The organism is Oryzihumus sp. JJN4-3R (assembly GCF_057747915.1).
In genome coordinates, this window is the sequence record NZ_CM173229.1 from 3,028,334 (window position 1) to 3,047,629 (window position 19,296).

Sequence of the window (19,296 nt, forward strand, 5' to 3'; positions counted from 1 at the left end):
CCGGTCGGTCCGGCCCGGCTCGCGTGCCCCGGCTCGGGGACCGGCGAGGCGTAGAGTGGAGGGACCGAGGACCTCCATCACGAGGACGCACCGCCTTCGTCGCCCCCGGCGCACTGCACCAGCTGGCCCGCACGGCCAGGGACGGATCTCGGACATGACCGCCAACAACAGCAACCCTCCCTTCTTCCCTGTCCCGACGGCGGCGAGGGACCCCCGTCTGCCCCTGATCTCCAGCGGGCCCGGTCGGGAGGGCTACCCGGACGGGGCATGGTGCCCGCGGTCGGCGGACCTCGTCACCGAGCTGGGCACGCTCCTGGCCGACCTGAAGACGCAGGGTCTGGAGATCCGGCGCGTCGTCTACAACCCCGAGCTGTGGGGCCGCGCGCCGCGCCGGGCCGTCGTCGACACCCGGACCATCGACCTCGGCACCTCGCGGGCCTTCTACCCCCACCTGGTGAGGCTCTTCCCGACGGAGGGACGCCCCTACGTCGACCTGCTGGTCATCTTCCCGAGCGGGCACGGTGTCCGACCGGTCACGGCGCCGGCCGTGGTCCCCCCGCTCCCGGAGTGGCGTGACATGACGCCGGAGCAGGTCTGGGAGTCCGAGGGCGGCCACCTGCGCCCCACCGGCACCACCTGAAGGGACGGGGCTCGATGAGCACCACCGTCATCATCCTTCTCGTCGCGGTAGCCCTGTTCGTGCTGTGGGCCCTGTTCGCCCTGCGGGTGGTGCAGCAGTACGAGCGCGGCGTGGTCTTCCGCTTCGGCCGGGTCCGCGAGCACGTGCGGTCTCCCGGCCTGGCCGTGATCGTGCCGGTCCTCGACCGGCTCCGGAAGGTGAACCTTCAGATCACGACGCTGGGTGTGCCCGCGCAGGACTGCATCACCCGGGACAACGTCTCGGTCCGGGTTGACGCGGTGGTCTACTTCCAGGTCGTCGACCCGGTGAAGGCACTGGTCAACGTCCGCGACTACGAGTACGCCATCTCGCAGGTCTCCCAGACCTCGATGCGCTCGGTCATCGGCCGGGCGGACCTCGATGAACTGCTGTCCAACCGGGAGAAGCTCAACGCCGAGCTGACGTCGATCATCGACGCCCCGACCGAGGGCCCCTGGGGCGTCAAGGTCCTGCGCGTCGAGGTCAAGGACGTGGCCCTGCCCGACACGATGAAGCGCTCGATGTCGCGCCAGGCCGAGGCCGAGCGTGAGCGGCGGGCGCGCGTCATCGCCGCCGACGGGGAGTTCCAGGCGTCCAAGAAGCTCGCCCAGGCCGCCGTGACGATGTCGGCCGATCCCGCCGCCCTGCAGCTGCGCCTGCTGCAGACCGTGGTCGAGGTCGCTGCCGAGAAGAACAGCACCCTCGTGATGCCGTTCCCGGTCGAGCTCCTGCGCTTCCTCGAGCATGCGGCGCGCCCCGAGGGCAGTCGCGCCGCGGTGCCGGAGCCGGTCGCCGTCGTCGCGCCGGAGCCGGTTGCTGTCGTCACGCCCGAGGCGGTTGCCGTCGTCTCGCCCGAGGCGACCCCGCTCGTCGGGAACGGCAAGAGGGTGGAGGGCCTGGCGGAGTCGATCGGCTGAGCGGACAGGTCCGTCCGGGCTCGGCCCTTCGTCCGGGCCGACGACGCCAGCGGTGCCGTCAAGGCGGCCCCAGCGGTGCCGTCAAGGCGGCCCCAGCGGTGCCGTCCGCGCGGCCTCACCGGTTGCAGAACCTCCCGCTGTCGACCTGCCAGGTGCCGTCGCGGCCGCGCACGACGTGGAGCTCGATGCCCTCGGCGACGACGGTCGCCTCGGTGCTGGTCCGGGTCTGCGTCTGCCAGCCCGTCGTGGACGGGGCCACCCCGGTGACCTCGCCGTGCTCGGCCAACCGCCTGGCGGCGGCCTCCGGCGTCGATGAACCGCCGACCTCCGAGGCCAAGGAGAGGCTGAAGAAGCTGCCCTCGCCACGGCAGTAGATCCCGGGCGAGGCCTCTCTTGGTGCACCGACGCCAGCCTGAGGTTGCGCGCCGACAGGACTCGTCGACGCGTCATCGTTCGCCTGCCTCACCCCACAGGCGCTGGTCCCCGCGGCCAGGGCGAGCAGGACCAGCACGGCGAGCCTCCCCCGAGCCATGGGTCGATCATCCGGGCGCGAGGCCCGGGTGGCAACCACCGGCGACGGTGAGGGACGCGGGCGGCGCGGCCCGGCATACCGGTGTGGTGGTGGTGAGGTGCACGACCAAGGCCCGACCCGGCATGCGGGACGGGCCTCGGGCTGGCCGATCACATCGGGGTGAGCTCGTAGATGTCGATGGCGAAGCGACCCTTGCCCTCGGTGAGGAAGGGGTGGCCTCCGACGAGCGCCCTTGCGGCGTCGAGGTTCTCGGCCTCGACGATGGTGTAGCCGTTCTGGTCGGATGCCTCGGTCGTGGCGCCGTCGTCGGTCACTGCGACGCGGGCGCCGAACGGTGAGCCGAAGTCGACGAGTGACGCGCCGACCTTGTTGCCCCAGTCGGTCCAGGCCTTCTGCAGCTGCTCGCCGACCTCGGGGGTGATGTCGTCCATCGGGGTGGCGGGGCCGCGGTAGAGGTACAGGAACTTGGTCACGATGGTCCGCTCCTTCTGTGCTGGTCGGGTGGTGCGGCCGGTATGCCGTGTGGTCACCACCGCGGGTCGCGCCCGGTGCGCGCCCTACTTCCCCGACGAATGCCCGGGCACCGAATCGACAGGACGTGTGTTCATCCGTGCCTGCTTCAGGCGGGCGAACGCGGTGGGCGTGCCGAGGTGGTCCACGAACGACGCGACCCGCTGGGCGCACTCGCGTGGGCTGAGGGCGCTGGTGTCCACCTCGACGTCGTAGATCCCGTGAGCGTGGACCTGGGCGAACTGCCACGCTGCCTGCCCCAGGGGGCGGTCGCCGCGCTCGCGCTCGCGGAGCGTCACGGTGTCGAGGGGGCAGTGGACGCCGACGAACGTGACGTCCTCGGCGGGGAGGGTCTCGAGGCAGTCGGCCAGCCGCCAGGCGAAGCTCAGGACGTGGTCGACGACGACGTTGTTGCCGGCGGCCACCATTCCGGCCACGGCCCGGTGGAAGCCCATCGACGTTCGGGTCAGCTCGGCCGGCAGGTCCACCTCGGCGATCTCGTTCTGCGACCGCATGGCGTGGAACGCGTCGACGGGCATGTGGAACCACGTGTCCTCGAGCATCGTGAGCAGCTCGCGGGCGATGCTCGACTTCCCCGAGCTGGATGTGCCATTGAGGAAGATGACTCTGCCGCGGCGCGTCGTGGCCGGCACCTCGACGGTGAGGGCGGTGGGGGCGTCGATCTGCGGATCCATGGCGGTCATGGCGGTGATTCTGTCGCGACGGGTGGGGCCGCCGCGGGCAGTTGGGGGCCGGGGGCCTGTCGGTGGTCGAATGTATGTTCGAATCATGCACCAGGGGGATCGTCGCCAGGGAGCCGCGGCCAGCGGGTCCGGCGGCGTGCCCGGTTCCGGGGAACTCCACGCGGCTGTGGGCGCGCAGGGCACTGGTGGCGACGTCGCGTCGTTCGCGGAGCGTTTCGCCGTGGTGGGAGCCGCGGTGCGCGCGCTGACCGGGCTGGTCGAGGTGGTCCATGAGTGCCAGGGGTCGGATCTGGGGCCGGCGATGGGCGGGCTGGATGAGCTGCGGCGCCTGGTCGAGGCGGCGCAGGTGACGGTGCTGGGTGAGGCGGTGGAGCGCGGTGAGGTGACCGCGACGCATGCCTCGGCGTCGGCGTGGGTGCTGGAGTGGGCTCCGTCGTATCGGTGTGGTGGGGTCAAGGACCTGGTCACCGTGGCCACGGTGTGCACGGGGCGGCCGGTCGTGGCGGGTCAGGTGATCGACCACGGCAGCGTGCGGCGGCTGCGCTCGTGCGTGCTGTCCGGGCGGGTCGGGGTGCGTGGGGCGGCGGTGGCGTTGGCGGAGATGCACAAGCTCGCGCCGCGGTTGACGCGTGAGGCGGTGCCCACGGTGTGGGAGGGGTTCTTGCACCTGGCGGCGACCGAGGGGCCGTCGGGGGTGCGGGGGTTGCGGGAGCGGATCATCGCCGAGCACGGCCGGGAGGGTGAGTTCCAGGTGCGCCAGGACCGGCTCAAGCACGGGGTGAGCCTGTCCCAGCCCCGCAGCGACGACGGGATGGTGGAGTACCTGCTCCGCCTGGACCCCGAGGGGGCGAGCGTGCTGGAGGCGGCGATCGGGCCGCTGTCCGCCCCGCAACCCGCCGAGGGTGTCTCGGATCTGCGCAGCAGCGACCAGCGGCGCGGGGACGCGCTGGTCGAGGTGTGCCGTCGCTCGGCGGCGGCCGGGGAGGACGTCTCGGCCCAGCCCAAGGCCATGGTCTATGTGACGATGGACCACGAGAAGCTGCGGGACGCCTGTGGGGCCGGGACGGTGCTGGGCGACGGGACCCTGCTCGGCCCGGAGACGGTCCGCCGGATCGCCTGCGACGCCGGGATCATCCCGGTCGTCCTGGGCACCGACGGGGAGATCCTCGACCTGGGAAGGACGAGACGCCTGTTTCCCCCGCAAGCGGGAGGTGCCCCCACCCCGGCGCAGCTGAAGTACCTGTGGCTGCGCGACAAGGGCTGCACCATCCCCGGCTGCACGGTCCCGCCATGGTGGTGCGACGGGCACCACGTCACCCACTGGGGCGACGGCGGACCGACCGACAAGCGGAACGCCGCCCTGCTCTGCGGGCGGCACCACACGATCGTGCACCAGCGAGGGCTGACCGCCACCGTCACCGACGCCGGGGTCACCTGGCACCTATGACGACCCCGCCCCGCACCCGGCCGATCGACGGCCGGGTCAGACGCATGCGCCAACCGTTCCCATGCGGGACCGGAACCGCGTGGCTGCCCCGGCGGCGATGGCGCTCAGACCCGCGGACCCGGCTCTGCCCCGGCGGAGTCAGCGCCCAGGGAATCGACTCCGATCCATCGGGTCCGACTCGCCGGTCAGATCCAGCTCGGGAACCACATGCGCCAGGCCCACTGGGTGTAGGGGATCACCTGTGCGGTGTAGATCGGGTAGAAGAAGGCGAAGAGCGCGACCGTCAGCACGACGTACGCCCCTGCGAAGGCCAGCCCCCACTGCCGTCGGCGACGCGTGGCACGTTCGGAACCGATCGCCATACCGAGCACGTAGGTGACAGCGAGGACGACCCAGGGGGCGAAGGCGATCGCGTAGAAGCTGTAGATGGTGCGCGCCTGGTAGTTGAACCACGGCAGGTATCCGCCGACGAAGCCGGCGAGGATCGCGCCGGCGCGCCAGTCGCGACGCAGCGCCCACATGAACAGCAGCACGAACAGCGCGATCGTGGCGCCCCACCAGACCGTCGGGGTGCCGATCGAGGTGATCGCCTTGCTGCACAGGTCGACGGTGCAGCCGTTCTGCCCCTTCTTGGGGCCCTCGTAGAAGAACGACGTCGGCCGGCCCTGGATCAGCCACGACCACGGGTTCGTCTTGTATGGGTGTGGTGAGGAGAGCGTGATGTTGAAGTGGTACATCTCCTGGTGGTACTGCCACAGCGAGCGCAGCGGTCCCGGCACCCACCCGAAGGACCGCGACGGGTGCGACACGGCCCACTGGCGGTCGTAGCCGTCGCGGGACAGGAACCACCCGGTCCACGAGGCGAGGTAGACCGACAGGGCGACGCCGACCATCACCACGCCGGCGAACGCCGCGTCGAACGCGGCGGTGCCGACGACCCAGCGCCGGATGCCCGCGGCGCGGCGGGCGCCCATGTCCCAGAGCACCGTCATCAGCCCGAACGCGGCCAGGAAGAACAGCCCCGACCACTTGGTGCCGGCCGAGAGCCCCAGGCAGACCGCGGCCACCCACCGCCACGGGCGCCAGCCCAGCCAGGGGCCGTAGACGAGCCCGCGCGTGCCCGGGGCGACACCGGACTCGCGCAGGGCGCCGACCTTGGCGGCCAGGATCTCCCGCGACCGGTCCCGGTCGACCAGCAGGGCGCAGAAGCCGGCGAACGCCCAGAACATCACGATGAGGTCGAGCAGCCCGGTCCGGGAGTGCACGAAGTGGTGCCCGTCGAAGGCGAGCAGCAGGGCGGCGATCGTCCCCATCAGCGTGGAGCCGAAAAGGCGGCGCCCGGCTCGGCCGATCATGAGGATCGACAGCGTGCCCAGCAGCGCGACCGAGAAGCGCCACCCGAACGAGCTCGTCGCGCCGAACAGCTGCTCGCCGACGGCGATGACCCACTTGCCGACAGGCGGGTGCACGACGAAGTCCGCCGTGGTGCCGAAGACGTCCGGCGTCCCGTTGGTGAACATCGCGTCCGGGTACTTGATGCTGTCCGGCACACGCTCCTCGAAGCCGTGCTGGATCATCGAGTACGCCTGCTTGACGTAGTACGTCTCGTCGAAGACCAGCTGGTGGGGGTTGCCCAGCTTCCAGAACCGCAGGAACCCGCCCACTGCGGCGACGATCAGCGGCGCGAGCCACCCCCACAGCCGGTCGGTCGGCCTGGTCCCGAGCAGCCGTGATCGCAGCTGCTCGGTGGAGGTCATGGCGGTCATCGTATTCAGAGGGCCTGTGCCCTCCCGCAGGAGCACGACGGTCGACCCGGCGCGTGTCGCGGCGGGTGTCACGGCGCCGGTCACCGTGGGGGTCTCCGCACACCCCGGTATGCCGGGTGGCTGGCTGCTGCGCTCGAGGCGGCGTGCGGGGCGGCGAGGTGAGGGAAGGCGGCGTGCGGGGCCGCGGGGGGAGAGGGCGCGGTCACCGGGGTGTGAGCGGACGTGGCGCCCAGTCCAGCCAGGTCCCCCGCGGGTCGAAGTCGGCGAGCAGGGTGACGTCGGTGACCGTGCCGTCGCGGAAGGTCACCGCGGTGAGCGCTCCGGTGTCGGGCCCGGCTCCCGTGTCGCCGTGGCGGTCGCCGGTGATGTCGCCGGTCCCGGTGATGTCGCCGGTGACGTGGCTGTCGCCGGTGCCGTCGACGAGGCTTTCGCGGCTGAGCAGGGGCAACGGGGCCGCCGCGCTCTCGGCGACGACCCACACCAGGTCCCGCCCGGCGGCGGCCAGCAGCTCCGGGAGCCGGGAGCGGTCCTGTGCGGACAGCCCGGGAAGCACCGACCGGCCGTAGACGACGGGCAGCTCGTCCTCCGGCAGGGCGGCCAGCAGCTCGGGCAGCAGGCGCATCGGCTGGCCGGAGTGGACGCTCACCTCGACCTCCCGCAGCTCGGCGAGGGCGGTCTCGAGCCGGTCCAGCAGGGCCGTGTCCTCGGGCCAGACCCCGGAGAGCAGCCACTCCACGGCGTCGGCGTCGTCCGGCGAGATCGGCGTGCGGTCGATGCCCACGCGGCTGCCGATCTCGAGCCGGTGGTGCAGCTCCTCGGGAGTGCGGCCCGGCAGGCGGCAGGTCAGGTGGACCGGGCCATGGCCGAGCAGCTCGCTGCCGTAGTCGTAGCGGTAGCGGTCCAGGAGCAGCCCCAGCCCGGCGCCGGCGCCGATCTGGAGGAGGCCGAGCGGTCGCCCGGGGTGGCGCGCGGCGACCCAGGACAGGGCGGGGCGGACCTGCGCCCACCCCTGCGGGTCGTCCTCGCGCACGGGGTGCCGGCACAGCTCTGCCAGTCGGTCGCCGTGGGCGCCGACCAGGTCGCGGAAGGCCTCGATCAGTCCGGCGTCCGGCGGGTAGGGACCCTCGAGCGTGGGGTAGTAGTGCGCCAGCGGGTGCTCGGGCACCGCGGTCCGCAGGAGGTAGTGCACCGCGGTGAACAGCCGCAGCGGCTGCTGCCCGGCCTCGGGACCGGCCGCGGCCAGGGGTGCGCCCAGCTCGGGGTCGGCCACCATGGCCAGCAGGAGGGTGCTGTAGACCGGGCTCGCGGACAACCGGCCACCGGCGGCGGAGCGGAAGGTGCGGACGAGCTCGGAACCGTGCCCCATCTCGGTGACCGCCATGTGCATCCCCCCTGCTCATGCGCCCAGACACGGGCTGCCGCAACTCTAGAGCAGACCTGAGAGGATCGCCCGGTGACCAGCCCTGCGACCAGCCCTGCGACGAGCCCTGTGACGAGCCCTGGGACGAGCCCTGTGGCGAGCACCGAGCCCAGCTCCGAGCCGAGCCCGGCGACGCGAGCCGCCGATGACGCCGGCGTGCTCGTGCTGGCGGCTACGCCGATCGGCGACCCGCAGGACGCCGCTCCCCGGCTGGCTCGTGAGCTGGTCGCCGCCGACGTCGTGGCGGCCGAGGACACGCGCCGGCTGAAGCGGCTGTGCGCCGCGCTCGGGGTCGAGCCGGCCGGGAGCGTGCTCAGCTACCACGAGCACAACGAGTCCTCGCGCACGCCGGAGCTGCTGGAGCGGTTGAAGGGTGGAGCCCGGGTCGTGGTGGTCACCGACGCCGGCATGCCGTCGGTGTCGGACCCCGGCTACCGCCTGGTCTCCGCCGCGGTCGAGGCCGGGGTGCGGGTCACCTGCGTGCCCGGCCCCAGCGCGGTCCTCATGGCGCTGGCGGTCTCGGGTCTGCCGGTCGACCGGTTCTGCTTCGAGGGCTTCGCGCCGCGCAAGCCGGGCGAGCGGGCCCGCATGCTGGCGGCGCTGAAGGACGAGCGCCGCACGATGATCTTCTTCGAGGCCCCGCACCGGCTCGACGCCACGCTGGCCGCGATGGCCGACGCCTTCGGTCCGGAGCGCCCGGCCGCGGTCTGCCGGGAGCTGACCAAGACCTACGAGGAGGTCAAGCGGGGCGGCCTCGGCGAGCTGGCCGCGTGGGCAGCCGACGGCGTGCGGGGCGAGATCACCGTGGTCGTCGGGGGAGCGCCCGCGGCGGTGAGCGACCCCGACGAGGCGCTGCGCGTCATACAGGAGCGGGTCGCGGCGGGGGAGCGGCTCAAGGACGTCGCGGCCGACGTGGCCGCGAGCACCGGGCTGTCGAAGAAGTCCCTGTATGACGCGGCCGTCGCCGCCCGCAAGGCCTGACGCCGAAGCGCAGGTCCCAGCGGCGACGTCCCAACGACGACGCCTCAGCCGAGACGGCTCAGGCGGCGAGACGCTCGGCGGCGCGCCGGAGGTTCTCCAGGGTGATCTGGATGCCGCGACGGTTGCTCTTCATCCGGGGGCCGAGGGCCTTGTCGGCCGGCACGCGGTACCAGCCCGGTCGCCGGTCGGTCCACTCCTCGGCCACGGTGCAGCCCGTCGCGGTGGGGACGATGTAGTACTCCCAGCGCGCGACCGTCATCGGCCCGAACGTGATCTCGAAGGCCAGGTTGCGGCCCCGCTCGGCGCTGGCGATGCGGCCCTGCGTCATCCAGCGCACCGAGCCGGCCCGGTTGTGGCCGACGAAGGTCGCGCCCTTGGTGGCCTCCGTCGCGCCCCCGCGCCAGGTGACCTTCTCGCACTCCGGTGACCACTCGCCCATACGAGGCAGGTCGGCGATCAGGTCGTAGACCAGCTCGGGCGGGGCGGCGATGTCGAGGGTCTCGCGCAGGTCGGGCACCGGTCGATCATGACACCTGCCCGCGCGACCCCGGCGCACGCGGCCGAAAAGGGGATGCACCTCACCCCTAGGATTCGGGCATGAGCAAGGTCCTGTCTGCAGTCGCCTGGCCGTACGCCAACGGTCCCCGGCACCTCGGCCACGTGGCCGGGTTCGCCGTGCCCTCCGACGTGTTCAGCCGGTACATGCGGATGGCGGGGCACGACGTGCTCATGGTCTCGGGCACCGACGAGCACGGCACACCGATCCTGGTCCAGGCCGACAAGGAGGGCGTGAGCGCCCGCGAGCTGGCCGACCGCAACAACCGCCTCATCGTCGAGGACCTGCAGGCGCTGGGCTGCTCCTACGACCTGTTCACCCGCACGACGACGGCCAACCACTACGCCGTCGCGCAGGAGCTGTTCACCCAGGTCTGGAAGAACGGCTACATGATCGAGCGCACCACCAAGGGTGCGATCTCGCCGTCGACCGGCCGCACCCTGCCGGACCGCTACATCGAGGGCACCTGCCCGATCTGCGGCTACGCCGAGGCGCGCGGCGACCAGTGCGACAACTGCGGCAACCAGCTCGACCCGACGGAGCTGAAGGACCCGCGCAGCAAGATCAACGGCGAGGTCCCCGAGTTCGTCGAGACCCAGCACTTCTTCCTGGACCTGCCGTCACTCGCCGAGGCGCTGGGCGGCTGGCTCGACGAGCGCGAGGCCTCGGGCACGTGGCGGCCCAACGTCATCAAGTTCAGCCAGAACATCCTCAAGGACATCAAGCCCCGGGCGATGACCCGCGACATCGACTGGGGCATCCCGGTGCCGATCGAGGGGTGGCGCGACCAGCCGACCAAGCGCCTCTACGTGTGGTTCGACGCGGTCATCGGCTACCTGTCCGCCTCGATCGAGTGGGCGCGACGCCTTGGTGACGACGAGCGCTGGCGCGACTGGTGGGGTGACCCCGAGGCGCTGTCCTACTACTTCATGGGCAAGGACAACATCACCTTCCACTCCCAGATCTGGCCGGCGGAGCTGCTGGCCTACGCCGGTCGTGGCGACCACGGCGGCGAGCCGGGGCGCTACGGGGTGCTCAACCTGCCCACCGAGGTGGTCTCCTCGGAGTTCCTCACCATGGAGAGCAAGCAGTTCTCCTCCTCGCGGGGCCATGTGATCCTCGTGCGCGACGTGCTCTCGCGCTACCAGCCCGACGCGCTGCGGTACTTCCTGTGCGCCGCGGCCCCGGAGGGGCAGGACAGCGACTTCAGCTGGCGCGAGTTCGTCACCCGGACCAACGGCGAGCTCGTCGCGGGCTGGGGCAACCTGGTCAACCGCACGGCGTCGATGATCGCCAAGAGCTTCGGCCAGATCCCGCCCGCCGGCGAGCTCACCGAGGAGGACGAGAAGCTGCTCGTCACCGTGCGCGAGGGCTTCGAGGTGGTCGGCGGGCTCATCAGCCGGCACCGCCTGCGCCAGGCCATCGCCGAGGCCATGCGCGTCGTCGGCGAGGTGAACAAGTACGTCACCGACCAGGCGCCGTTCAAGCTCAAGGGCGAGGACGAGCGCGAGCGGCTCGGCACGATCCTGCACGTCACGGCGCAGGCCGTGCTCGACTGCAACACGATCCTGAGCCCCTTCCTGCCGCACTCGGCCAACGCCGTCCACGCGACGTTCGGTGGCACCGGCGAGTTCATGCCGATGCCGGTCATCGAGGAGGTCACCGACCTCGACGACGGCCACCCCTACCCGGTGGTCACCGGGGAGTACTCCCACACCCCGGAATGGTCGTCTCGGCCCGTGGACGTCGGTGCGCCTGTGACAAAGCCCACGCCGATCTTCACCAAGCTCGACCCTTCGGTGGTTGACGAGGAGCTCGGGCGTCTCGGCGGCGACGAGGCAGGCGAGGCCGACGAGGTCGCCGGGTGAGTCCCGGCGACCGCCCTCCGGCACCGGACCCGCTGCCCATCCCGGTCGTCGACAACCACACCCACCTCGACATCAGCAGGGACGGAGAGGAGCCGCCGGACCTCGCCCGCGCGATCGCCGAGGCGGCCGCCGTCGGGGTGCCGCGGATGGTCCAGATCGGCTGCGACCTCCCGGGCGCGCGCTTCACCGTCGAGGTCATCGACCGGTATGCCGCGCTGCTGGGTGGGGTGGCCCTGCACCCCAACGAGGCGCCGCGCCTTGCCGAGCGCGGTGAGCTGCCCGGGGCGCTGGCCGAGATCGAGCGCCTCGCCGCCCACCCGCGCGTGCGCGTGATCGGCGAGACCGGGCTGGACTACTTCCGCACCGGTCCTGAAGGCGTTGGGGTCCAACAGGATTCGTTCCGCTGGCACATCGACCTGGCCAAGCGCACCGGCAAGGCGCTGCAGATCCACGACCGGGACGCGCACGAGGACGTGCTGCGGATCCTGGCCGAGGAAGGGGCCCCCGAGCGGACGGTGCTGCACTGCTTCTCCGGCGACATGGCGATGGCCCGGGAGTGCGTCGAGCGGGGCTACTACCTGAGCTTCTCCGGCACCGTGACGTTCAAGAACGCCGGCGCCCTGCGCAACGCCCTGAGCATCACCCCGCTGGACCAGGTGCTGGTCGAGACCGACGCCCCGTACCTCACGCCGAGCCCCCACCGCGGGGCCACCAACGCGTCCTACCTGGTGCCCCTCACGGTGCGGGCGATGGCCGGCACGCTCAACGTCGACGTGCCCTCGTTGTGCACCGCGATCGCCGCCAGCTCGGAGCGTGTCTACGGTCCCTGGTGACGCCATCGGGCGTTGGTGAACTACAGGCCTGTTGTTTACCTTCAGTTGACCTTTCGTGGGCCCGTGGGCATGGTGGAGAGCTGTTGGCCGGGATCGGAACCCCCTGGTCGGCGCGCATCCGGGGGTGTACGGCGCAGTCGTGCACCCCTTGTTCGTGACTGGTACCGACCTGCCTGACAGCGGGTTGTCCTCTGTTCGGAGGCCCAGGCTCGCGGGTGCCCGACCGACCAGGTCCGTGCCCGGGGAGTCCTAGCTCTGGAGCATCGTGATCGCTTTCCCGATTCGGCGCATCGCCCAGGCCTCAGTTGTCGCCAGTGTCGTTGCCGCCACAGTCGGCTTCGCGAGCTTTGACAAGGCCGTCGCCCTCTCGGTGGACGGCAGGACCGCCTCGGTCCACACCTTCGACAGCACCGTCGGAGACCTGCTCGCGGCCAAGCACATCAAGCTCGGGGCCCACGACGTCGTGGCCCCCTCTCTTTCGGCCCCGCTCAAGGACGGCCAGAAGGTCACCGTCCGCTACGGGCGCCAGCTCACCGTCGACCTCGACGGCAAGACCAAGAACTACTGGACCACCGCCACGACGGTGGCATCCGCCCTCGACCAGCTCGGCATCCGGGCCGACGGCGCCAAGCTGTCGGTGTCCCGATCCGAACCGCTCGGCCGACAGGGGCTCACCCTCACGGTCAGCACCCCCAAGCCCGTCACCGTCAAGGTCGACGGGACGACCCGCAAGGCCATCACGACCGGAGCCACGGTGCGCGACGCGCTCGCCGAGCTGAAGGTCCCGGTCGGTCCGATGGACAAGGTCAAGCCCGGCCTCAGCACCCTGCTGACCGCCAAGGGCGCCACCATCGACGTGGCCCGCATCAAGCAGAAGACCGTCACGGTCACGGAGTCGATCGCGCCCGGCGTCACGCAGCGCACCGACTCCTCCCTGGCCAAGGGCACCACGAAGACGGTCACGGCCGGCAAGCCCGGGTCGAAGCTGGTCACCTACGCCCAGACCTTCGTCAACGGCAAGCTGGCGACCCGGGTCGCGAAGAGCGTCAAGGTCGTCTCGCAGCCGGTCGCCAAGGTCGTGGCGGTGGGCACCAAGGCCCCCGCGCCGGCGTCCGCCGGCCCGATCCCGTCCTCCGGCGGCCTCAACTGGGCCGGTCTGGCCCAGTGCGAGTCCGGCGGCAACCCCCGGGCCGTCGACCCGTCGGGCACCTACTACGGGCTCTACCAGTTCGACCAGAGCACGTGGAACTCCGTGGGCGGCTCCGGCAGCCCGATCGACGCCTCCTCGGCCGAGCAGACCAAGCGGGCGCAGATCCTCTACAGCCGTGTGGGCGCCAGCGCCTGGCCGGTGTGCGGCAAGAACCTCTGAGTGAAGAGGCCCTGACCCAGAGGTCCTGACCCAGGGGCCCCTGATCCAGTGGCCCCTGACCAAGGGACTCTGAGCCGTATTCCGTGCCGGTCGCCTCAGGTGCGCCGCCCGGCGCACCCGGCACCCGGCATACCGCCTGACGACCGTGGCCCCGAACCTCACCGGTTCGGGGCCACGGCCGTGTTCCCCCTAGGCTTCGGGGCATGGCAGACCAGGACGCGACCGGGGAGGGCCCGAGGGAGAGCCCGGGGGAGGGCACGGAGGGCACCGGTCTGCTCGGTGCCGCGCAGATCCGGGAGGTCGCCGCCCGCATCGGGGTCCGCCCGACCAAGCAGTGGGGCCAGAACTTCGTCGTCGACGCCAACACGGTGCGCCGCATCGTTCGGGTCGCGGGCGTCGGGCCACAGGACGTCGTCGTCGAGGTCGGCCCCGGGCTGGGGTCGCTGACCCTGGCCCTGCTGCCGCAGGTCGACCGCGTGGTCGCCGTGGAGGTCGACCCCACGCTGGCCGCCGAGCTGCCGCACACCGTCGCGCGACTCGCGCCGACCCGCGCCGACCGGCTGTCCCTGGTCCACGCCGACGCGCTGACCGTGCGCGAGCTGCCCGACCCGCAGCCCACGGCCCTCGTCGCGAACCTGCCCTACAACATCTCGGTCCCGGTGGTGCTCGGCTTCCTGCAGCACTTCCCGACGATCGAGCGGGTGCTGGTCATGGTCCAGCTCGAGGTAGCCGAGCGGCTGGCCGCCGCCCCCGGCAGCAAGGTCTACGGCGTGCCGAGCCTCAAGGCCGCGTGGTACGCCGACGTGCGCCTCGCCGGCACGGTCGGTCGCGGCGTCTTCTGGCCGGTGCCCAACGTCGACTCGGGCCTGGTCTCCCTCGTGCGGCGCGAGCCCCCCGCCACCGACGCCTCCCGCGAGGAGGTGTTCGCCTGCATCGACGCCGCGTTCGCCCAGCGGCGCAAGACCCTGCGGGCCGCCCTCGCCGGGTGGGCCGGCTCGGCCCAGCGCGCCGAGGAGGTGCTGCGGTTGGCCGGCATCGACCCGCGCACGCGGGGCGAGCAGCTGGACATCACCGCCTTCGCCGCGATCGCCTCCGCGCGACGCGGCCTAGGGTGTCCCTCATGAGTCTCGCCGTCCCGCCCTCCCGCTCGGTGACGGTCCGGGTGCCCGCCAAGGTCAACCTCGAGCTCATCGTCGGGCCTCGCCGCGCCGACGGGTTCCACGACCTGGCCACGGTCTTCCAGGCGGTCAGCCTGTATGACGACGTCACCGTCCGCCCCGCCGACGACTGGTCGGTGCAGGTGTCCGGCGCCGAGGCGCACCTCGTGCCGCGGGACGGCGACAACCTCGCGGTGCGCGCCGCCCGCCGGCTGGCCGAGGCTGCCGGCATCGAGGAGCCCGTCGCCATCACCATCCGCAAGGAGATCCCGGTCGCCGGTGGCATGGCCGGTGGCTCCGCGGACGCCGCCGCGGCCCTGCTGGCCTGCGACGCCGTGTGGGGGCTGGGCACGCCCCGGCACGCTCTCGAGGAGCTGGCCGGCGAGGTCGGCAGCGACGTGCCGTTCGCCCTCGTCGGCGGCACCGCGGTCGGCTCCGGCCGCGGCGAGCAGCTCGCGCCCGTGCTGGCCCGGGGCAGCTACCAGTGGGTGTTCGCGTTCAGCGACACCGGCCTGTCCACCCCGAGCGTGTATGCCGAGTGCGACCGGCTGCGGGAAGGGCGCGACATCCCCGCACCGCAGCCCACGGCCGCGATGATGACCGCCCTGCGCTCCGGCGACGCCGCGGCCCTCGGCCGGGCGCTGGTCAACGACCTGCAGCCGGCCGCCCTGTCGCTGCAGCCGCAGCTGCGCGAGGTCCTCGCCGTGGGCCAGGAGTGCGGCGCCTTCGGCGGCCTCGTCTCCGGCTCGGGCCCGACGGTCGCCTTCCTCGTCCCCGACTCCGAGGTGGCGCTCGACCTCGCCGTCGCGCTGGCCGCCTCCGGCCTGGCCGCCGGGGTCAAGCGCGCCACCGGCCCGGTGCACGGGGCGCAGATCGTGCCCGGCCCCTCCGTGGTGAGGGTCGACTGACCGTGGCCAACCTCGTATCCGTCGAGCGCGCCTCCCTGGCCCTCGGCACCACCCTCGTGCTCGACGTCGTCTCCCTCGGCGTCAACAGCGGCTCCCGCATCGGCGTCGTCGGCCGCAACGGTGGCGGCAAGTCCACGCTGCTCAAGGTCCTCGCCGGGATCCAGGGCGTCGACGAGGGACGGGTCACCCAGGTCGGCACCCTCTCGGTCGGCATGCTCACCCAGGCCGACTCCCTCGACCCGGACGCGACCATCCGCCAGGCCGTGCTCGGCGACCTGCCCGAGCACGTCTGGGCCGGGGACCCGCGGGTCCGCGACGTGCTCGACGGCCTGCTCGGGGGCATCGACGCCCCCGACGTGGGCGGCCTCGAGGCCACGGTCGGCCCGCTCTCCGGTGGGGAGCGGCGCCGGCTCGCCCTGGCCGCCCTGCTGGTGGCCGACCCCGACCTGCTGCTGCTGGACGAGCCGACCAACCACCTCGACGTGGAGGGCGTCGCCTGGCTGGCCCAGCACCTGGCGACCCGACGCACCCGCACCGGGACCGCGGTGGTCGCGGTGACGCACGACCGCTGGTTCCTCGACGCCGTCGCCACCACCACGTGGGAGGTCACCGAGGGGCAGGTGCACTCCTACGAGGGTGGCTACGCGGCCTACGTGCTGGCCAAGGCAGAGCGCGAGCGGGTCGCCTCCGTCACCGCGGACCGGCGGGCCAACCTGCTGCGCAAGGAGCTGGCCTGGCTGCGCCGCGGCGCGCCGGCCCGGACCAGCAAGCCCAAGTTCCGCATCGAGGCGGCCTCGGCGCTGATCGCCGACGAGCCGCCGCCGCGCGACGACGTGACGTTGATGCGGTTCGCGACGACCCGGCTCGGCAAGGACGTCATCGACCTCGTCGATGCCACGGTCGAGGTCGGCGACCGGCCGATCCTCGAGCACGTCACGTGGCGCCTGGCCCCCGGCGAGCGGGTGGGCATCGTCGGGGTCAACGGCGCCGGCAAGTCCACCCTGCTGCGCGCCGTCACCGGCGACGTGCCCCTGGCCTCGGGCACCCGCAAGGTCGGCAAGACGGTGTCGCTGGCCTTCCTGACCCAGGAGGTGCGCGAGCTCGAGCGGTTCGAGGACTGGCGGGTCATCGAGGCGATCGAGGACGTCAAGCAGTTCACGATGCTCGGAGACAAGGAGGTCAGTGCGAGCCAGCTGGCCACCCGGCTGGGCTTCACCGGCAGCCGCCAGCGCACCCGGGTCAGTGACCTCTCCGGTGGGGAGCGCCGCCGCCTCCAGCTGCTGCGCCTGATGATGGCCGAGCCCAACGTGCTGCTGCTGGACGAGCCCACCAACGACCTCGACATCGAGACGTTGACCTCCCTGGAGGACGTCCTCGACGGCTGGGCCGGCACGCTGCTCGTGGTCTCCCACGACCGATACCTGCTCGAGCGCATGTGCGACCGCCAGGTCGCCCTGCTCGGCGACGGCCGGATCCGCGACCTGCCCGGGGGCGTCGAGGAGTACCTCGAGCTGCGTCACGCGGCCCAGGCCGCGGCGTCCGCGGCCTCCTCCGGCTCGTCGGGCGCCTCCGGCTCGTCCGGCTCATCCGGCGCGGCACCGGCGGCCACTGCCGGTCCTTCGGCGGCCGAGGTCCGCGAGGCGCGCAAGGAGATGGCCCGCGTGGAGCGACAGCTGTCGAAGCTGGCCACGCAGGAGGAGAAGATCCACGCCGACATGGCTGCGAAGGCCACCGACCACCAGGCGGTGCTCGAGCTCAACGCCCGCCTGCGCGCGATCGTCGACGAGCGCGAGGAGCTCGAGCTGGCCTGGCTGGCCGCGGCCGAGGTCGCCGGCTAGCTACCTGCCCTCGGGCACGGCCTCGTCCGGCACGACCTCGGGTGTGGGTGGTTGGGCCCGGTCCTCCTCGTGGTCCCGCCGCACCACGCTCCACATCGACCAGGTCACCGCGACCAGCGGGACCGCGACGACCGCGCCGACGACGCCGGCGAGCACGGTCCCCGACGCCACGGTGAGGGCCACCACGAGCGGGTGCAGCCGCACGGCGCGGCTCATGACCAGCGGGTGGAGGACGTGCCCCTCGAGCTGCCCGATCACCACGATGAGGGCGAGCACGAGCAGGGCGATGAGCGGGCCGCGGGCGGCCAGGGCCACCAGCGTGGCCACCGCCAGGGCGATGGGGGAGCCGATCAGCGGGACGAACGCCGCGAAGAAGACCAGCAGCGCCAGCGGCAGCGCGAGCGGCACGCGCAGGATGAGCAAGGTGAGGCAGACGATCACGGCGTTCGTGCCCGCGATGACGACCACACCGCGCGTGTAGCCCGCGAACGTCGCCCAGCCGGCACGAGCCACGGCGTCCCAGCGATGACCGTCACCCCCGGTCTGGGAGACCAGCCAGGCCCAGATCCGCTCGCCGGAGCTGAGGAAGAAGATCGAGCAGAACACGGCCAGCACCAGGCCGGTCAGGAGCTCGACCGCCACCCCCGCACCGCCGAGGGCGTGACCGGCGAGGGAGCTGCCGTTGTGGGTGACCCACAGTCGCGCCTGCTCACCCAGCCGGGTCAGGTCGACAGCGCGCAGGTGCAGCGGGCTGCTGGCCAGCGAGCGCTCGATGTCGGAGAGCCCATCGGCGAACTGGGCGGACAGGCTGCTGGACTGGACCGCCACCGAGTTGGCGATGAAGGTGAACACCCCGGCGAAGACCGCAATGGTCAGGAGCAGGGTTGCCAGCACCGCCAGCCCGCGGGGCACTGCCCGGGCCCCCAGGTCGACCAGCGGGCGCAACAACGCCGTGGTGACCAGCCCGACGAACACCGCGACCGCCACGAACGTCAGCCGCGACAGGGCGGCGAACACGAGGTAGACCGCCGCCCCGACGACGATCAGGCGCCAGGCGTAGCCGGCTGCGACCCGCAGGCCGAAGTGCACGCTCTCGTCGGGCCTCGGCGACCGGGGCCCGGTCGTGGCGGGAGACGGACCGGGCGGTGGGAGGGTGCCTTGGCCGCCCCTCTGGGTCTGCGGCTGGCGCGGCCCGCGGCTGGAGGGCTGCCCGCGCCGGGGCCCGCTGTCACTCTCGTTCATGAGGTCCTCATCTCCTGGCGGGCACCGGTGCCGCGCTCAGCGTTCGAACGGGGCCAGCAGGCGGCGCAGCAGGTCGGCGAGGTCGTCCCGCTCGCCCTCGGGAAGCTCGGCGAGCAGGTCGCGCTCGCGGTGGAGCAGGTCGGCCATGGCCGCGTCGACGACGGTGCGCCCCGCGGGGGTGAGCGCCACGATGACGCCCCGGCGGTCGGAGGGGTCGGGGCTGCGTTGCACCAGGCCGCGGAGGGTGAGCCGGTCGACCCGGTTGGTCATGGTGCCGCTCGTGACGAGCGTCTGCTGGACCAGCTGGCCGGGGGAGAGCTGGTAGGGCTCGCCGGCCCGGCGCAGCGCCGAGAGCACGTCGAACTCCCAGCCCTCAAGGCCGTGCTCGGCGAAGGCGGAGCCTCGGGCCAGGTCGAGGTGCCGGGCAAGGCGGGAGACGCGCGAAAGCACGTGGAGAGGGGCGACGTCGAGGTCCGGCCGCTCCCGCGTCCATGCGTCGACGATCCGGTCGACCTCATCGGGGGGAGTGGCGGGCATGCTGGAAAGTCTAGCGGCCGTCAAGTATCTTGATATCAAGAGACTTTTGTGAG

General features: G+C 72.4%; 18 protein-coding genes. 10 read left to right on the forward strand and 8 right to left on the reverse strand.

Annotation, left to right across the window (positions count from 1 at the left end; translation table 11 throughout):
• Window positions 1-154 precede the first annotated feature (154 nt).
• Together AC3ANM_RS14525 and AC3ANM_RS14530 are read left to right on the forward strand one after the other, a co-directional pair.
• A complete protein-coding gene (locus AC3ANM_RS14525; RefSeq protein WP_488285126.1) occupies window positions 155-640 on the forward strand; it encodes a DUF5994 family protein in 486 nt (161 codons plus the stop codon).
• A 14-nt stretch (window positions 641-654) separates the two neighbouring features.
• A complete protein-coding gene (locus AC3ANM_RS14530; protein WP_488285127.1) occupies window positions 655-1,575 on the forward strand; it encodes a slipin family protein in 921 nt (306 codons plus the stop codon).
• Between the two features lie 115 nt (window positions 1,576-1,690).
• Here AC3ANM_RS14530 and AC3ANM_RS14535 read toward each other — a convergent pair whose 3' ends face one another.
• The 3 genes from AC3ANM_RS14535 to AC3ANM_RS14545 form a co-directional block, all read right to left on the reverse strand.
• Window positions 1,691-2,107, reverse strand: coding sequence for a hypothetical protein (locus tag AC3ANM_RS14535; protein ID WP_488285128.1), 417 nt, complete (start codon window positions 2,105-2,107; stop codon window positions 1,691-1,693).
• A 149-nt stretch (window positions 2,108-2,256) separates the two neighbouring features.
• Window positions 2,257-2,580: a YciI family protein gene (locus AC3ANM_RS14540; protein ID WP_488285129.1), complete on the reverse strand. Its 324-nt coding sequence runs from the start codon at window positions 2,578-2,580 to the stop codon at window positions 2,257-2,259.
• Window positions 2,581-2,664: 84 nt separating this feature from the next.
• Window positions 2,665-3,321 (reverse strand): chloramphenicol phosphotransferase CPT family protein, encoded by a 657-nt coding sequence (locus AC3ANM_RS14545; RefSeq protein ID WP_488285130.1) that lies wholly within the window; start codon window positions 3,319-3,321, stop codon window positions 2,665-2,667.
• A gap of 85 nt (window positions 3,322-3,406) precedes the next feature.
• Between AC3ANM_RS14545 and AC3ANM_RS14550 the strand changes: the two genes are divergently transcribed.
• Window positions 3,407-4,768, forward strand: coding sequence for an HNH endonuclease signature motif containing protein (locus tag AC3ANM_RS14550; protein ID WP_488285131.1), 1,362 nt, complete (start codon window positions 3,407-3,409; stop codon window positions 4,766-4,768).
• A 185-nt stretch (window positions 4,769-4,953) separates the two neighbouring features.
• Here AC3ANM_RS14550 and AC3ANM_RS14555 read toward each other — a convergent pair whose 3' ends face one another.
• A complete protein-coding gene (locus tag AC3ANM_RS14555; RefSeq protein ID WP_488285132.1) occupies window positions 4,954-6,525 on the reverse strand; it encodes a dolichyl-phosphate-mannose--protein mannosyltransferase in 1,572 nt (523 codons plus the stop codon).
• A 211-nt stretch (window positions 6,526-6,736) separates the two neighbouring features.
• Window positions 6,737-7,915: a DUF2332 family protein gene (locus AC3ANM_RS14560; RefSeq protein WP_488285133.1), complete on the reverse strand. Its 1,179-nt coding sequence runs from the start codon at window positions 7,913-7,915 to the stop codon at window positions 6,737-6,739.
• Window positions 7,916-8,047: 132 nt separating this feature from the next.
• Between AC3ANM_RS14560 and rsmI the strand changes: the two genes are divergently transcribed.
• Window positions 8,048-8,935 (forward strand): 16S rRNA (cytidine(1402)-2'-O)-methyltransferase, encoded by an 888-nt coding sequence (gene rsmI, locus AC3ANM_RS14565; RefSeq protein ID WP_488285134.1) that lies wholly within the window; start codon window positions 8,048-8,050, stop codon window positions 8,933-8,935.
• Between the two features lie 58 nt (window positions 8,936-8,993).
• Here rsmI and AC3ANM_RS14570 read toward each other — a convergent pair whose 3' ends face one another.
• Window positions 8,994-9,452, reverse strand: a complete 459-nt coding sequence (locus tag AC3ANM_RS14570) for an SRPBCC family protein (protein ID WP_488285135.1) — start codon at window positions 9,450-9,452, stop codon at window positions 8,994-8,996.
• An 80-nt stretch (window positions 9,453-9,532) separates the two neighbouring features.
• Here AC3ANM_RS14570 and metG point away from each other — a divergent pair, with 80 nt between their 5' ends.
• The 6 genes from metG (at window position 9,533) to AC3ANM_RS14600 (ending at window position 17,464) form a co-directional block, all read left to right on the forward strand.
• Window positions 9,533-11,359 carry a methionine--tRNA ligase gene (gene metG / locus AC3ANM_RS14575; RefSeq protein ID WP_488285136.1) on the forward strand — a complete coding sequence of 609 codons (1,827 nt, stop codon included), beginning with the start codon at window positions 9,533-9,535 and terminating at the stop codon, window positions 11,357-11,359.
• On the forward strand, window positions 11,356-12,192 hold the full coding sequence (locus AC3ANM_RS14580; protein ID WP_488285137.1) for a TatD family hydrolase: 837 nt from the start codon (window positions 11,356-11,358) through the stop codon (window positions 12,190-12,192). Before metG ends, AC3ANM_RS14580 begins: the two co-directional genes overlap by 4 nt.
• A gap of 265 nt (window positions 12,193-12,457) precedes the next feature.
• The gene (locus AC3ANM_RS14585) at window positions 12,458-13,561 is read left to right on the forward strand and encodes a resuscitation-promoting factor (protein ID WP_488285138.1); all 1,104 of its coding nucleotides are present in this window, start codon (window positions 12,458-12,460) and stop codon (window positions 13,559-13,561) included.
• A gap of 203 nt (window positions 13,562-13,764) precedes the next feature.
• On the forward strand, window positions 13,765-14,685 hold the full coding sequence (rsmA, locus tag AC3ANM_RS14590) for a 16S rRNA (adenine(1518)-N(6)/adenine(1519)-N(6))-dimethyltransferase RsmA (RefSeq protein ID WP_488285139.1): 921 nt from the start codon (window positions 13,765-13,767) through the stop codon (window positions 14,683-14,685).
• Complete coding sequence (locus tag AC3ANM_RS14595; RefSeq protein WP_488285140.1) at window positions 14,682-15,626, forward strand: 4-(cytidine 5'-diphospho)-2-C-methyl-D-erythritol kinase; 945 nt, start codon at window positions 14,682-14,684, stop codon at window positions 15,624-15,626. The genes rsmA and AC3ANM_RS14595 overlap by 4 nt, the downstream gene beginning before the upstream one ends.
• Window positions 15,627-15,628: 2 nt before the next feature.
• Window positions 15,629-17,464: an ABC-F family ATP-binding cassette domain-containing protein gene (locus tag AC3ANM_RS14600; RefSeq protein WP_488285141.1), complete on the forward strand. Its 1,836-nt coding sequence runs from the start codon at window positions 15,629-15,631 to the stop codon at window positions 17,462-17,464.
• Here AC3ANM_RS14600 and AC3ANM_RS14605 read toward each other — a convergent pair whose 3' ends face one another.
• Together AC3ANM_RS14605 and AC3ANM_RS14610 are read right to left on the reverse strand one after the other, a co-directional pair.
• Window positions 17,465-18,553 carry an AI-2E family transporter gene (locus tag AC3ANM_RS14605; protein WP_488285142.1) on the reverse strand — a complete coding sequence of 363 codons (1,089 nt, stop codon included), beginning with the start codon at window positions 18,551-18,553 and terminating at the stop codon, window positions 17,465-17,467.
• A gap of 189 nt (window positions 18,554-18,742) precedes the next feature.
• On the reverse strand, window positions 18,743-19,243 hold the full coding sequence (locus tag AC3ANM_RS14610; protein ID WP_488285143.1) for a MarR family winged helix-turn-helix transcriptional regulator: 501 nt from the start codon (window positions 19,241-19,243) through the stop codon (window positions 18,743-18,745).
• Between the last annotated feature and the right edge of the window lie 53 nt (window positions 19,244-19,296).

Excerpts from the sequence above, each read along its gene's own strand:
- AC3ANM_RS14525 (WP_488285126.1), top strand. The coding sequence starts at position 155 with ATGACCGCCAACAACAGCAACCCTCCCTTCTTCCCTGTCCCGACGGCG.
- AC3ANM_RS14530 (WP_488285127.1), top strand. The coding sequence starts at position 655 with ATGAGCACCACCGTCATCATCCTTCTCGTCGCGGTAGCCCTGTTCGTG.
- AC3ANM_RS14535 (WP_488285128.1), bottom strand. The coding sequence starts at position 2,107 with ATGGCTCGGGGGAGGCTCGCCGTGCTGGTCCTGCTCGCCCTGGCCGCG.
- AC3ANM_RS14545 (WP_488285130.1), bottom strand. The coding sequence starts at position 3,321 with ATGACCGCCATGGATCCGCAGATCGACGCCCCCACCGCCCTCACCGTC.
- AC3ANM_RS14550 (WP_488285131.1), top strand. The coding sequence starts at position 3,407 with ATGCACCAGGGGGATCGTCGCCAGGGAGCCGCGGCCAGCGGGTCCGGC.
- AC3ANM_RS14555 (WP_488285132.1), bottom strand. The coding sequence starts at position 6,525 with ATGACCTCCACCGAGCAGCTGCGATCACGGCTGCTCGGGACCAGGCCG.
- AC3ANM_RS14560 (WP_488285133.1), bottom strand. The coding sequence starts at position 7,915 with ATGGCGGTCACCGAGATGGGGCACGGTTCCGAGCTCGTCCGCACCTTC.
- metG (WP_488285136.1), top strand. The coding sequence starts at position 9,533 with ATGAGCAAGGTCCTGTCTGCAGTCGCCTGGCCGTACGCCAACGGTCCC.
- rsmA (WP_488285139.1), top strand. The coding sequence starts at position 13,765 with ATGGCAGACCAGGACGCGACCGGGGAGGGCCCGAGGGAGAGCCCGGGG.
- AC3ANM_RS14595 (WP_488285140.1), top strand. The coding sequence starts at position 14,682 with ATGAGTCTCGCCGTCCCGCCCTCCCGCTCGGTGACGGTCCGGGTGCCC.
- AC3ANM_RS14610 (WP_488285143.1), bottom strand. The coding sequence starts at position 19,243 with ATGCCCGCCACTCCCCCCGATGAGGTCGACCGGATCGTCGACGCATGG.